At 59.8% G+C, this 14,336-nt stretch carries 12 protein-coding genes; 10 read left to right on the forward strand and 2 right to left on the reverse strand.

Features of this window, described 5'->3' with window-relative positions:
• Positions 1–68 precede the first annotated feature (68 nt).
• The 3 genes from DBR16_RS04115 to DBR16_RS04125 are packed head-to-tail and all read left to right on the forward strand — an operon-like array spanning position 69 to position 1,193.
• Complete coding sequence (locus DBR16_RS04115) at positions 69–446, forward strand: flagellar basal body rod protein FlgB (protein WP_109259938.1); 378 nt, start codon at positions 69–71, stop codon at positions 444–446.
• Positions 447–456: 10 nt separating this feature from the next.
• Positions 457–870 (forward strand): flagellar basal body rod protein FlgC, encoded by a 414-nt coding sequence (flgC, locus tag DBR16_RS04120; RefSeq protein WP_109259939.1) that lies wholly within the window; start codon positions 457–459, stop codon positions 868–870.
• An 11-nt stretch (positions 871–881) separates the two neighbouring features.
• Positions 882–1,193: a flagellar hook-basal body complex protein FliE gene (locus DBR16_RS04125; RefSeq protein ID WP_233347568.1), complete on the forward strand. Its 312-nt coding sequence runs from the start codon at positions 882–884 to the stop codon at positions 1,191–1,193.
• A 2-nt stretch (positions 1,194–1,195) separates the two neighbouring features.
• Here DBR16_RS04125 and DBR16_RS04130 read toward each other — a convergent pair whose 3' ends face one another.
• Together DBR16_RS04130 and DBR16_RS04135 are read right to left on the reverse strand one after the other, a co-directional pair.
• A complete protein-coding gene (locus DBR16_RS04130; RefSeq protein ID WP_109259940.1) occupies positions 1,196–3,097 on the reverse strand; it encodes a DUF885 domain-containing protein in 1,902 nt (633 codons plus the stop codon).
• Between the two features lie 122 nt (positions 3,098–3,219).
• Positions 3,220–5,097 (reverse strand): DUF885 domain-containing protein, encoded by a 1,878-nt coding sequence (locus DBR16_RS04135; protein WP_109259941.1) that lies wholly within the window; start codon positions 5,095–5,097, stop codon positions 3,220–3,222.
• A gap of 251 nt (positions 5,098–5,348) precedes the next feature.
• Here DBR16_RS04135 and fliQ point away from each other — a divergent pair, with 251 nt between their 5' ends.
• The 7 genes from fliQ (at position 5,349) to DBR16_RS04170 (ending at position 14,308) form a co-directional block, all read left to right on the forward strand.
• Positions 5,349–5,612: a flagellar biosynthesis protein FliQ gene (fliQ, locus tag DBR16_RS04140; RefSeq protein ID WP_109259942.1), complete on the forward strand. Its 264-nt coding sequence runs from the start codon at positions 5,349–5,351 to the stop codon at positions 5,610–5,612.
• Positions 5,609–6,361 carry a flagellar biosynthetic protein FliR gene (fliR, locus tag DBR16_RS04145; protein WP_109259943.1) on the forward strand — a complete coding sequence of 251 codons (753 nt, stop codon included), beginning with the start codon at positions 5,609–5,611 and terminating at the stop codon, positions 6,359–6,361. The genes fliQ and fliR overlap by 4 nt, the downstream gene beginning before the upstream one ends.
• A gap of 3 nt (positions 6,362–6,364) precedes the next feature.
• Positions 6,365–7,453, forward strand: coding sequence for a flagellar biosynthesis protein FlhB (flhB, locus tag DBR16_RS04150; RefSeq protein WP_109259944.1), 1,089 nt, complete (start codon positions 6,365–6,367; stop codon positions 7,451–7,453).
• Between the two features lie 40 nt (positions 7,454–7,493).
• On the forward strand, positions 7,494–10,022 hold the full coding sequence (locus DBR16_RS04155; RefSeq protein ID WP_109260049.1) for a hybrid sensor histidine kinase/response regulator: 2,529 nt from the start codon (positions 7,494–7,496) through the stop codon (positions 10,020–10,022).
• Between the two features lie 94 nt (positions 10,023–10,116).
• Positions 10,117–11,205: a recombinase RecA gene (gene recA, locus DBR16_RS04160; RefSeq protein WP_109259945.1), complete on the forward strand. Its 1,089-nt coding sequence runs from the start codon at positions 10,117–10,119 to the stop codon at positions 11,203–11,205.
• Between the two features lie 110 nt (positions 11,206–11,315).
• A complete protein-coding gene (alaS, locus tag DBR16_RS04165) occupies positions 11,316–13,973 on the forward strand; it encodes an alanine--tRNA ligase (protein ID WP_109259946.1) in 2,658 nt (885 codons plus the stop codon).
• Positions 13,970–14,308 (forward strand): hypothetical protein, encoded by a 339-nt coding sequence (locus tag DBR16_RS04170; protein WP_109259947.1) that lies wholly within the window; start codon positions 13,970–13,972, stop codon positions 14,306–14,308. Before alaS ends, DBR16_RS04170 begins: the two co-directional genes overlap by 4 nt.
• Positions 14,309–14,336: the final 28 nt, after the last annotated feature.

A 14,336-nucleotide genomic window follows, 5' to 3' on the forward strand; every position in this document is an offset into this window, starting at 1 on the left:
TCCTTCCTGTTTAACGCGGCGTTAAGCGACGCGCTCCAGCTTCTTCCTCAACAGACCGGAGTTAGAGGATGAGTCTGGATAACGCGCCAACACTGGCAATCTTGCGTGAGTCGATGGCTTTTCACAGTCAGCGGCATGATTTGCTGACGCAGAACATCGCGAACGCCAATACGCCCGGCTACACGCCACAGGATTTGTCCCGTGCCGATTTCCATCGCGCGCTGCAGGAGCAGCTGCGCAATTCTGCCAGCGTCTCTGCCGCTGACCGCCGCTATACGGCGCAGGACCGCCCGGACAGCCAGACAACGGTGAACGGCAATTCCGTGATTCTGGAAGAGCAGATGGTGCGGGCACAGGAAAACCGGATGCAATACGAAACCGCGCTGACGCTTTACCAGAAAAGTCTGGGCCTGATGCGCATGGCCGCGCGTCCGGTCGGTGGCTAGGAGTGAATAGATGACAGATGCATCTGACGCGCTTTCGGTCGCTGCCGCCGGGCTCAGGGCCCAGTCCGCGCGCATGCGGATTATCGCCGAAAACATTGCCAATGCGAACTCGACTGCGGAAACGCCGGGCACGGATCCCTACCGGCGGCAGATGCCGGTTTTTGAATCCGAGCTGGATCGCGCCAGCGGTCTGGAAACCGTCCGCATGAGCCGCGCTGCGCCTGACATGTCGGATTTCCGGCTGGAATACGAGCCGGGTCATCCGGCAGCTGATGAAGAGGGCTATGTCCGCTATCCCAACGTCCAGACACTGATCGAACTGATGGATATGCGCGAAGCCCAACGCTCTTACGAAGCCAATCTCAACATGGTGGAATCCAGCAAGCGCATGATGGAGCGCGCGCTGGATCTGCTTCGCCGCTAGGACGCTAGATCATGGCCATGGATATCACAGCCGCGCTGAACGCATATCAACAGGCTGCAGGTGCCGCCGGAACCGCTGCAACCGGACCGGATGCAGCCGCCGAAGGGCTCAAATTCACCGACATGGTGCAGGGCGCGCTGGAAGCCACCAACACCTCTCTGGTCCAGGCCGAGCAGATGACCGCCAATGCCGCGACCGGGCAGGCTGAGCTTGTCGATGTGGTCACGGCGGTAGCTGCGGCCGAGGTCCAGCTCGAAACCGTCATGGCCGTCCGCGACCAGGTCATCCGGGCCTATAACGACATCCTGAAAATGCCGATCTAGGCTTACTCTGCAGCCTGAACCTCTTCGATCCATGCCTGAACACGCTCTTCGAGGATGTTCAGTGGCATGGCCCCCTGCGTCAGCACCACATCGTGAAATGCGCCCATGGTGAAATCGTCACCAAGGACAGATTGTGCCTCGCCACGCAGGCGCAAAATCTCGTTCATGCCGATCTTGTAGGCCGTCGCCTGTCCCGGAATGACGATGTAGCGGTCAATTGCATTGACGATATCGCCCTGGGGGTTCGGCGTGTTTTCGGAGAGATAGTCGACGGCTTCTTCCCGCGTCCAGCGATAATGGTGCAGCCCGGTATCGACCACGAGCCGGCAGGCCCGCCAGAGCTCCATCGCCAGGCGCCCGAAGTTTGAATACGGGTCGTCATAAAAGCCCATTTCCAGCGGCAGATATTCCGAATAGAGCCCCCAGCCTTCCGTATAGGCCGTTACGCCGCCAAACCGGCGGAAAGACGGCACGCCTTCCAGCTCCTGCATGATCGCCAGTTGCATATGATGGCCGGGAATGCCTTCGTGATAGGCCAGCGCTTCCATCTGGTAGGTCGGCATGTCCCGCATGTCGCGCAGATTGGCGTAATAGCGGCCCGGGCGGGATCCGTCCTCAGACGGGCGGTTATAGAAAGCCTTGCCCGCAGAAGCCTCACGGAAGGGCTCGACGCGCACAACTTCCATATCCGCTTCCGGGAAGGTGTTGAAAAAGGCCGGAAGCGCCTCTCGCATACTGTCGATCAGCGTTGTCGCATCGGCGAGATAGGCTTCGCGGCCTTCATCCGTGTTAGGATAATAAAACTGTTCATCGGTCCGCATGAACTCGAAGAAGTCCTGCAGGGAGCCGTCAAAACCGACCTCGGCCATGATGTCGCGCATCTCGCCATGAATGCGTTCGACTTCCGCCAGACCGAGATTGTGAATTTCCTCCGGCGTCATATCGGTCGTGGTGTAACCTTCCAGCATATAGGCGTAGTATTCGCTACCATCCGGCATGGTCCAGGCACCGTCATCATCGGTGGCTCCGGCTTCCATTTCACCGAACATGTCGATCATGCGCTCATAGGCGGGTTGCAATACCTCGACCATCGCGGTCTCAGCCTCGGCGATCAGTTGATCATGCTGATCCTGCGGCAGTCCCAGACCGGTCACTTTGTTGCGGAAATCGGCCATGATTGGCGAATCTTCGCCGCTGTCGTCAAAGGGATGGCCGGAAATGACATTGCGCGCCGTCTCAATCATCGGCGGATAGGTCCAGCGCGCGGTCCTCACGCCCATATCATAGGCGCGGCGGGCATTTTCCATCGACTGGTCGAGATACGCCCCGACATTGTTCAACCGACCCACATAGGCTTCGGCATCTCCGAATGTTGCGACCCGATGCTGGCCGATCAGGAATGAGGGCACAAAACTGTGCGGTCCGGCGCGCGGCGTGAATATATAGCCGTGATCCTGCCACCGGCGGCCTTCGATCGTACGCTCGGCATTGCGTTCGAACATGCGCCAGGAAATCTGCGCGCTCTCGTCCAGTGCTTCATAATCGAATTCCGACCGCATACGCGCCAGATTATTCTCGGCAATCTGGATGCTTTCTTCCGCAAAGCCGGGCGACACATCATTCCATTGATCGTAATCCGTCTTGCGGCCAAGGAAGGTCTGCGTCACCGGTGAGCGGGCGACTCCGGCTTCATAGACTTCCTCGAACCATGCATTCAGGCGTTCGGACTCGCTGACTTCGAGCTCGTCGCCGGAATCCCCGTTACCATCATTGTCATTGGCAGCACTGGAAGTGGAGGAGTCATTTGCGGGTGTTTGCCGCTCGGGTGTTTCGCCGGAGGGGCTGCACGCTGCCAGAATGGCCGCCAGAGAAACGGATGTCAGGAAGGCGGGGAATTTCGTCATCGGAGATTACTCCTCTTCATTTCAGAGCGCCGTTCGGCGGCATATTCATTGACCAGATCGGTCAGCATGGCGAGCGGGATAGAGCCATTTGTCAGCACTATTCCGCCCTCCACGGGACAAGTCTATTCGGCAAGCGTCTCTTCGATATAGGCATCGACGAGGTCACTGAGCAAAGTTAGCGGCACAGCGCCGTTGCCGAGCACGACATCGTGGAAATCCCCATAGTCGAACTGATCTCCCAGCGCTTCCATGGAGCGCTGGCGCAACTCCAGTATGGTCAGCATCCCGACCTTGTAGGAGATGGCCTGCCCCGGCCAGACGATATAGCGCCGGACCTCGTTGCGGATATCGCCTTCGGTCATCGGCGTGTTGGCGAGCATGTAGTCCATCGCCTCCTGCTCGCTCCAGTCATAGAAGTGAATACCGGTGTCCACGACCATGCGTGCTGCACGGAACACCTCGTATCCCAGGCGCCCGAAATCCTGATACGGATCCGTGAAGAACCCCATGTCCTTGCCGAGATTTTCGGAATAGAGCGCCCAGCCTTCGCCGTAGGCAGAAAACCAGGTCGTGCGCTGGAACATCGGCACATCATCCAGTTCCTGGCTGATGGCAACCTGCATGTGATGGCCCGGCAATCCTTCGTGATAGGCCAGCGTTTCCATCTGGTAGACGGGCAATTCATCCATTTGCGAGAGATTCACATAATATGCGCCCGGGGCGGAGCCATCCAGAGGTCCCGGCTCGTAGAACGCGCCGGTTGCAGTTTCAATGCGATAAGGCTCAACGGCGCGCACTTCCATTTCGGCCTGCGGCAGCCGGCCAAAATAGTCCGGCAATGCGTCTCGCATCGTGGCGATCATGGCTGTCGCTTCATCCAGATAGCGCTGACGGCCTTCTTCTGTGTTCGGGTAGTAGAATTGCTCGTCGGTCCGGAGATAGGCGAAGAATTCCTGGAGTGTCCCGTCAAAGCCGACCTGGGCCATGATATCGCGCATTTCACCATGGATGCGCTCGACTTCCGAAAGGCCGGTATTGTGAACCATCTCGGCCGTCATATCGTCGCGCGTCGTGAAATTCGCGACCTGTGCTTCATAGTATGCAACGCCGCGAGGCAGGCGCGAAACCCCGTCAATCTCTAGGCGCTCGGCCATTTCGGCATGGCTTTCCATGGTCGTGATCAGACGCACATAGGCTGGCGCAACCGTTTCCACCAAAGCGGCCCGTGCCTGCTCCCGCAAGACTTCCGCAGTGCTTTCATCCAGATCAAGGCCGGCCAGCTTTTCGTTGAAGTCGGCCCACAGCGGCGAGTCTGCGCCACTGTCATCATAAGGTGCGCCGGTGATCATGCCGCGCGCGGTGTTGATCACGGTCGGAAAGGCAAAGGCTGGCGGCAGAACGCCCTGTGCGGCGCGTTCATCGGCCTGATCGACCAGCGTCTGCAGACGCGGTCCCAGGCCCTGCAAACGCCGGACATAGGCATCGGCATGATCCGCATTCGCCATGCGATGATAGCCGATCAGCATGGCTGGCATATCGCTGTGCGGGCCAAAGAATTGTGTGAAAATGTAATTATGATCCCGGAACGCGCCCTGATCCAGCTGGTTTTCAAGGACGAATTCGGCAAACCGGTAGGAGACTTGGGCTTCCGGAGTCAGCGCCTCAAAATCGAAATCATTGCGCAGCGTTTCCAGATCTGCGCGCGCACGGTCCAGACCGGCCTCGAAGGCTGCATCGCTTGCATCATCCCAGCGGCCATAGGCCTCAACATCATCGATCAGTCCGAGATAGGTCTGCCCTTGAGGACTGAACGCCAGTTCGCGCTGGAACTGGGCGTCGAAAAACGCCATCAGGCGTTCGGTTTCAGTCTGGATTTCAGCTCCGCCATTTTCGCTGGCCGCCGTTTCAACCCCGGCGGGCGGATTGGAGACCTGGACCTGTCCATCCGAACAGGCGGCCAGTAACGCAAACGAACTGATACCAACAAGAAAATGACGCATGGAAAACTCCCCGGGAAGGCCGTGTGGCAAAACGCTGCCTCTTTCTTAACGCAAAGGTCGGGCGCGTAAACCTGACTGATCCGTAATGTTTGTGGGCAGAAGGCGTCGCCGAACTTTCGGGCGGCACAACAGAGTGCAATTCCGGCACTGAATTCCGGGTTGGCGTTTACCAGTGTTGACTCTTTCTTAACGCGAACAGCCGGACCGTGACCGCTCAGACAAGTGTGTGACTGCAGTTGCGGAGAAGCCGCGTGACCGGTTCAGAAGTCCTCGATATTGCCCGGGATTCCATCTGGCTGATGCTGGCCATGGCAGCGCCTATCATGCTGATCGGCCTCGCCGTTGGTGTTGTGATCGCCCTGTTTCAGGCTCTGACACAGGTGCAGGAAATGACACTGGTTTTCGTCCCGAAAATCATTGCCATCTTTGTGGCCCTGCTGATTTTCCTGCCGATGATGGGGGCGCTGATGTCGGCCTTCATGAATGGCATATTCGACCGGATCGTTGCCGCATGATTGCGGATCTCTCACTGCTTGTATTTGCCGGCGCTCTCATTTTTGCGCGGCTCGGTGCGATCCTCATGCTTTTGCCGGGATTCGGTGAGGGCAGTATTCCGCCACGTATCCGCCTGGCTTTTGCATTGTTGTTTGCGCTTGCCTTGGGGCCCATGCTCGCCGGGGAAATGCCGGCCCAGCCGGAACGCCCCCTGCAGATCGCCGGACTGATCATCAATGAGGTTCTGATCGGATTGATGATCGGTTCGGTCGCCCGCATGTTCCTGGCTTCGGCTGCCGTCGCCGGTCAGGTGATCGGTCAACAGACCGGCCTGGCCATGGCCCAGGTCTTTGACCCTTCTCAGGGGCAGCAGGGCGCTTTGATGGCGACCTTCCTGAACCTCACCTTCATGCTGCTCCTTTTTGCGACCAATATTCATCACCTGCTGCTGCAGGCGGCGCAGGGCAGCTACAGTATTTTCCCGGTCGGCCAATTGCCCATGATCGAGGATGCCGCGCAATGGGCGCTCAACGCGTTTGCCGACGCCTTCATGATCGGTGTGCAGATCGCATCCCCGCTCATCGTCTTCGGATTGGTCTTCTATTTCGGCCTCGGAATTCTCTCCCGCCTGATGCCGCAGGCGCAGATTTTCTTCATTGCCATGCCGGTCAACATCATGGCGGGCCTGTTCATTACCGCGATTGCCCTCGGCTCGATGGCCACGCTCTGGCTCAGCCGGATGGAACGCTTTGCTGTGGAGTTTCAATAATCCATGGCCGAGGGGCAGGACGAAAGCGAAAAGACCGAGGAACCGACACAGCGGCGGCTGGATGACGCGCGCAAGAAAGGTGATGTCCCCAAATCACAGGAAGTGCCGGGATGGTTTGTGCTGGCATCCGGTCTGGTCGTGATCGGCCTGATGGCCCCGGCGGCGGCCCGTTCCCTGTCGTCTGACCTCAGCCTGTTTCTGTCGAATGCCCACACGATGAGCCTCGAGCCGGCGGCCCTGCGTGCCGAAAGCCTGGCATTGGGCTGGCGCGTGATTGCCGCGACCGGGCTGGCCTTTGCGGTTATCGCCATCGCTGGGCTTTCCGGGCATTTGCTGCAAACCGGGCTAATGTTCACAACCGAAAAGATGGAACCGAAGCTTTCAAAGCTGAATCCGGTTGACGGGTTCAAGCGGATGTTCGGTCCGCAAGGGGTGGCCAATTTCCTAAAGGGCGTCGGCAAGATGGCCATCGTCTCGGCGGCGGTTTTCGTGGTGATCTGGCCAAAACGGCAGGAGCTGGCGACCATGCCCCAGGTCGATCTGTCGGCGCTGCTCGATATTATCCGTTACGACATTCTTCTGGTTCTCGTCGCTGCGCTGGTTGCCTATGCCTTTATTGCTGCAGCGGATTTCATTTTCCAGCGCCAGAGTTTCATGAAGCGGAACCGTATGTCGCGGCGCGAGATCAAGGACGAGCTCAAACAATCCGAAGGCGACCCGATGATACGGGCCAAGCTGCGCCAGATACGTCAGGAGCGGGCCCAGCGCCGGATGATGGCTGCCGTGCCCGAAGCTACGGTCGTGATCATGAATCCGACCCACTTCGCCGTCGCGCTCAAATACGAGCAGGGAGAAACGCCGGCCCCGCTCTGTGTCGCGAAGGGCGTTGATCAGGTTGCCCTGAATATTCGCGAGCTTGCCGAGGAGCACAATGTGCCCATCGTCGAGGACCCGCCGCTGGCGCGCGCCCTTTTTGCCAGTGTGGATATCGACGAAACCATTCCGGCAGAACACTTCCAGGCCGTCGCCAAAGTTATTGGCTACGTCCTCACACTCACCGGCAAGCGCGCACAGAAGCCGCAACCGGAGTAGACTTCAAATGGCGGATATTGATTCGCATAAGGACAGAGCCATGGCTGATCTCACCGAACCAGTAGAATCCATGAAATCCCCCTTCCTGTCCCGCGGCTTGAGGCGCGGGCTTCAATGGGTGATCGGACTCGGTGTGCTGAGTGTCTCCGCGGTCGCGCTGTTTGCCGCCTCCGCCATGGTCTGGAATGGATTTATCCTGCTGTGCGGCATCGCCATTGCCGCTTTTGGTATGCTGTACGCGCTGGCTGCAGGGGAAGCGGCCGGGCGGTCCATGAAGGAAAAAGTTGATCGCGATTCTGAACCCGGTCCGGCCGGGCTGGCGCTGGAAGCACTGGAAACCCTGGATGATCCGGTGCTCGTCACAGACCGGCGCGGCGCCGTGCGCTGGGGCAACTCGGCCTATCGCGAGCTTGCCGGGCGGTTCGCCGCAACAGGGCAGGCATCTTCCTTGCCAGCGCTTGACCGGATCTGGGCCGCCAGCGGCGATGGCGCCATCTACCGGCTCGCCCGCGCCGCCCGCAAGGGTGACGTCGCACGCGAGCGTCTGCCCGAACTGCCGGGCGAAGAAGAGGGCATCCGGCAATACTGTCTTGAGGCGCGGCCATCGGGAAAGGACCATATCAGCTGGCGGCTAATGCCCGTTCACGAGGCGACCAGTGCGGCCGGGTCTGTTCCCACGGCGGACTGGACCCACAAATCACCGGTCGGGTTGTTTGCGCTTTCCGGCGACGGCCGGATGGTCGCCGCCAATGCGACGCTTCGCGACTGGCTCGGTCTGGCTGCTGCCGACCCGCTGCCGCCATTGTCAGATATATTCGAGAAAGACATCGTCCGCGCGCTCGAAAAATCGCAGGGCGATGAGGATGTTTGCCGCTTCGAAACGCGCCTGAAGGGGCGTGACGGCATCGAAACCGATGCGGTTATTGCCTTGTCGTGGGACAATACGAAGAAGCCTTCGGCCCGTGGCGTGATTTACGGGCTGACCGCGACAGGCGCCCCCTCGGGTGTGGCGCAGGCCATTGCCGGAGCGACCGGTGGCAAGGCGGGCCGGACATTTGATGACATGTTCGCTGCCGCGCCATTCGGCGTCGCGCGCCTTGCCGGTTCGGATCCGGCCACGGCCATCATCGAGGACAGCAATCCGCAACTGGTGCGCATGACAGGGGGACTCGCCAAGTCGGGCGCGACATTTGCCGACCTGTTTGACTGGGAGGCCGGTCGCAGCCCCGAGGACGTGTTCGAGATCGCATCGCGGAAGGGGGAGCCGGCCGAAGCTGTGCTCAAGACCGATCCGCCGATGGATATTCACCTCGTCTTCTCGCCGTCCAAAGGCGGCAAGCGCGCGGCCTACATGATTGATGTGACGGCCTGGAAGGAACTCGAACGCCAGCTCAGCCAGGGCAACAAGATGCAGGCCGTTGGCCAGCTCGCCGGTGGCGTCGCGCACGATTTCAACAATCTGCTGCAGGCCATCCGGTTGAATGTTGATGAGCTTCTGGGGCGCCATCCCGTTGGCGATCCATCTTATGGCGAGCTCCAGGTGATCAATCAGACCGTGGCCCGCGCCGCCGGCCTGGTGAAGAAACTCCTCGCTTTCTCCCGCAAGCAGACTTTCCGCATGGAAGCTCTGGATGTGGCTGACGTCCTGTCTGACTTCACCGTGCTTCTGCGCCAGATCCTCGAGGAGACCGTCAAGCTGGACATTGTCCATGGCCGCGATGTTCCCGCCATCCGCGCCGACAAGGGGCAGCTGGAAACCGCGATCATGAATCTTGCGGCCAATGCCCGCGACGCCATGCGCGAAAACGGCGGTGGCACGCTCACCATCCGCACATCAGCCGTAACGCCTGAGACGGTCACGGCTGCCGGTGCACCGGATGTGGAGGACGGAGCCTGGGTGCAGATTGAAGTGATCGATCAGGGCACAGGTATGGACGAGGAAACCCGTCAGAAAATTTTCGAGCCATTCTTTACCACCAAGGCCGTGGGGCAGGGGACCGGACTCGGTCTCGCCACGGTTTACGGCATCGTCAAACAGTCGGGCGGATTCCTGTTTGTTGAGTCCGAGATCGGAAAAGGTTCGATCTTCCGCATTTTCCTGCCGGCCTATGTGGCAGCTGAAGGGGAGGAAGCGGCCCCGGAGGAGACACCGAAGACCGATCCAAAACCTGCCGATCTGGCAGGCCGCGGACGCCTCCTGCTGGTTGAGGATGAAGACGCGGTCCGGTCCATCGCCGCGAAGACGCTGGCAAAACGTGGCTATGATGTGGTTGAGGCCTGCGATGGCGAGGAAGCCTATGACATTCTCGTCAGTGATGAGGACGGATTTGACCTCCTCGTCTCCGATGTCGTGATGCCCGGCCTCGATGGCCCGGGCCTGTTGGCAAAGGCCGGCGACCTCCTCAAGGACACGCGCGTGATTTTTATCTCGGGTTACGCCGAGGAACAGTTTTCCGACACGCTGTCCCGCGACAGGAATATCTCCTTCCTGCCCAAGCCGTTCACGCTCACGCAGCTGGCCGAGCGCGTGAAGGCGGTATTGTCCGGTGAAATTCGCGACGCCGCATAAGAGCTTGAATGTTCTCCTTGCGTTCTGCGAACAAAAGCGGTACATATCCCTTAATTGCTCCCCGCCCGGGGACGTGAAATAAGGGGATAGCATTATGGCCAAGGCAGCGATTCGACTGGTGAGCGACGTGAAAAGTGACGACAAGAAAAAGGCGCTGGACGCCGCCCTGTCCCAGATAGACCGGGCCTTCGGCAAGGGTTCCGTGATGAAGCTGGGCGAGCGCCCGGAGATGGATATCGAATCGGTCCCCACCGGCTCGCTGGGCCTGGACATTGCTTTGGGCATTGGCGGACTTCCCAAGGGCCGCATCATTGAAATCTACGGCCCGGAATCATCGGGCAAGACCACGCTCGCCCTGCATTGCGTCGCCGAAGCACAAAAGCGCGGCGGCGTGGCGGCTTTCGTCGATGCCGAGCACGCGCTGGACCCGGTCTATGCCGGCAAGCTGGGTGTCGATGTCAGCGAGCTTCTGGTGTCCCAGCCCGATTGTGGCGAGCAGGCACTCGAGATTGCCGACACGCTGGTCCGTTCCGGCGCGGTGGATGTGCTGGTCATCGACTCTGTCGCCGCCCTGACGCCACGCGCCGAGCTCGAGGGCGAGATGGGTGACAGCCTGCCCGGTCTGCAGGCCCGCCTGATGAGCCAGGCGCTCCGCAAGCTGACCGGCTCGATCTCGAAATCCCATTGCATGGTCATCTTCATCAACCAGATCCGGATGAAGATCGGCGTCATGTTCGGCTCGCCGGAGACCACGACGGGGGGCAATGCGCTGAAATTCTATGCCTCTGTCCGGCTGGACATCCGTCGTATCGGCCAGATCAAGAACCGCGATGAGGTGATTGGCAATCAGACCCGCGTGAAGGTCGTCAAGAACAAGGTGGCACCGCCTTTCCGTGAGGTGGAATTCGATATTCTCTATGGTGAAGGCATCTCCCAGATGGGCGAGGTGCTCGATCTGGGCGTGAAGGGCAATATCGTGGAGAAATCCGGCTCCTGGTATTCCTATGAGTCCGAGCGTATCGGTCAGGGGCGTGAAAACGCCCGGAAATTCCTGCAGGAGAACCCCAACATTGCGGCCTCCATCGAGGAGAAGGTGCGCGCCAATGCCGGACTGATCGCCGGTGAGATGCTGGTCGGTCCCGGCCCGGAAGACGATCTCGATGATATTGCGGATGCGGGCTAGATAAGCGCGCCAACCCTCTCTATCCTGAAGTTCACAGTAACGGGTGCTTGGCGATGCCGGGCGCCCGTTCGTATATGGGACCAGACCAGCAATTATTCCGGGATAGTGACATGACCAGCCTGCGCGATATTCGCCGCGATTTTCTGAACTACTTCCATGCGGCCGGCCACGAGATCGTATCCTCCAGCCCGCTCGTGCCGAAGGACGATCCCACTCTGCTCTTCACCAATGCCGGCATGGTGCAGTTCAAGAATGTTTTTACCGGACAGGAAAAGCGCAATCCGCCGCGCGCGGTCACCACGCAGAAATGTGTGCGGGCTGGAGGCAAGCACAACGACCTTGATAATGTCGGTTATACAGCCCGGCACCACACCTTCTTTGAAATGCTGGGTAATTTCTCCTTCGGTGATTATTTCAAGGAAGAAGCGATTAGCTACGCTTGGAATCTGATCACAAAGGAATTCGCGCTGCCGGCCGAGAAGCTGCTGGTGACGGTCTTTTCAGAAGATGATGAGGCGGCCGCGCTCTGGAAGAAGATTGCCGGCCTGCCCGATGAACGGATCATCCGCATCGCCACGTCCGATAACTTTTGGATGATGGGCGATACGGGCCCGTGCGGCCCGTGTTCGGAAATTTTCTATGATCATGGCCCTGATATCGCCGGAGGACCGCCGGGATCCCCGGACGAGGATGGCGACCGTTTCATCGAGATCTGGAATCTCGTCTTCATGCAATTCGAGCAAAAGGAGGGCGGCACCCGCATCAGCCTGCCCAAACCCTCCATCGATACGGGCATGGGGCTGGAACGTATCGCTGCGGTTCTTCAAGGCGTCCATAACAATTACGAGGTCGATCTCTTCAAGGCGCTGATCGCCAGTTCCGAAGATGTCCTGTCGTCGAAAGCCGCCGGTGAAGCGCTGGCCAGTCATCGCGTTATTGCGGACCATCTTCGGTCGACCTCTTTCCTGATGGCCGATGGTGTGACGCCCTCGAATGAGGGCCGCGGCTATGTCCTGCGCCGCATCATGCGCCGCGCTATGCGCCACGCTCACCTTCTGGGGGCAACCGAACCGGTCATGCACCTTCTGGTGCCCGAACTCGTTAACCAGATGGGCGATGCCTTCCCGGAACTGGGCCGGGCCCAGGCGACTATTGAATCCACACTCCAGGCCGAGGAAGAACGCTTTCAGCGCACGCTCGGCCGCGGTCTTGCACTGCTGGATGAAGCCACAACCGGAATGCGCGAAGGGGATGCGCTCGCGGGAGAAACGGCATTCAAGCTGTATGACACTTACGGCTTTCCGCTCGACTTGACCCAGGACGCATTGCGCGCCCGTGGCATGTCGGTGGACGAGGATGGCTTTAATGCGGCCATGGAAAAACAGCGCGCCAGCGCCCGCAAAGCCGGTTTCAGTTCCGGCGATGCAGCGCCGGATGCCGTTTGGTTCGGTGTTCGCGAGACAGCCGGTGAGACTGAATTCCTCCGCTATGCGGCCAGCGAAGAGGCTGCAACGCTCAAAGCGATCGTCGCCAGCGGCGATACGCAGGACACGCTCGAGGAAGGACAGAGCGGCGAACTGGTTTTTGACCGGTCGCCCTTCTACGGCGAATCCGGTGGTCAGATCGGTGATACCGGAACCATTACGTTCGAAAATGGCGCCAAATTCGTTGTTCATGACGTGCAAAAGCGCGCCGGGGACGTGTTCGCCCATGCCGGAATCCTGGAATCTGGAACGATTAAGCCGGGTGATACGGGGCATCTCAGCGTCGACCGGACGCGCCGCGACCGCACGCGCGCCAACCATTCCGCGACCCACCTTATGCACCGCGCCCTCCGCGATGTGCTGGGACCGCATGTTTCGCAAAAAGGCTCCTATGTCGGCCCCGACCGGTTGCGCTTCGATTTCTCGCACAACGGAGCCGTTACGCCGGATGAAATCGCGCGCATCGAAGCCGATGTGAATGCGGTGGTCCGGCAAAACCTGACGGTTGAGACCCGGGAGATGTCACCGGAAGACGCGATCAAGGCTGGCGCTCTGGCCCTGTTCGGCGAAAAATACGGCGACTCGGTGCGCGTGCTGACCATGGGGTGTGATCTGTCGAGTCCCGACAAGCCCTATTCGGTGGAATTGTGCGGCGGGACGCATGTGGCACGGACCGGCGATATTGCCCTGTTCAAGATCGTGGGCGAGAGCTCAGTCTCGGCCGGAGTCCGCCGGATCGAGGCTCTGACCGGAGAGGCAGCACGGCAATATCTCGAGCAGCAGGCCGGGTTGGCAAAAGCTTCCGCGGATGCGCTGAAAGTGCCGGCACAGGACGTTCCGGCACGCATTCAGTCCTTGCTGGACGAACGTAAACAGCTCGAACGCCAATTGGCCGATGCCAAGAAGCAACTCGCCATGGGCGGTGGCTCTGGCGCAAATGCGCCGGCCGGGCCGGAGAAAGTCGGTGACGTTAATTTCACCGGCCGCGTGGTCGAGGGCGTAGGCGGTAAGGATTTGCGCGGGCTGGTCGATGATGCCAAGCGTCAGATGGGCTCCGGCATCGCTGTGTTCATTGGCGTGAATGACGGCAAGGCCGCCCTGGCCGTTGGCGTAACCGATGATCTCGCTGGCCGGTTCAATGCCGTGGAACTGGTGAAAGCCGGGGCGCCGGTTGTCGGCGGCAAGGGCGGCGGCGGCCGCCCTGACTTTGCGCAGGCCGGAGGCCCGGACGGCGCCCATGCGCAGGCCGCCATCGATGCCATGAAAGCGATTTTGGCTTCATGACCGGCGAACCCGGCTCCGGATTCCGGGAAATCGCAACAGATGCCCTGCGCTTCTGGGAGCGGGGCCGCATCGCCTTTAATCTCATTCTTCTGGCATTGAGCATTTACATGCTTCGGGGTGATGTTTTCGAATACCTGTTGGCGCTTTTTGCCTACGCGCTGATCGCGAATGTCCTTTATACCACCGCCTATATTCCGGACGTCTTCATTCAGCACTCGGATTTCCGGGGGCTCTGGCGCAGATTTCGCTGGCTCCTGTGGCTGGCCGGTACGGCATTTGCGTCTTTCATCGCTTTTCTGGTTCTGTTTGGCCTCGCCTTTAATGGCTGGAGCTGACAAACTTGACCCCGGACAGAAACGGGAA

The organism is Hyphobacterium indicum (assembly GCF_003129605.1).
GTDB classification, from domain to species: Bacteria; Pseudomonadota; Alphaproteobacteria; order Caulobacterales; family Maricaulaceae; genus Hyphobacterium; species Hyphobacterium indicum.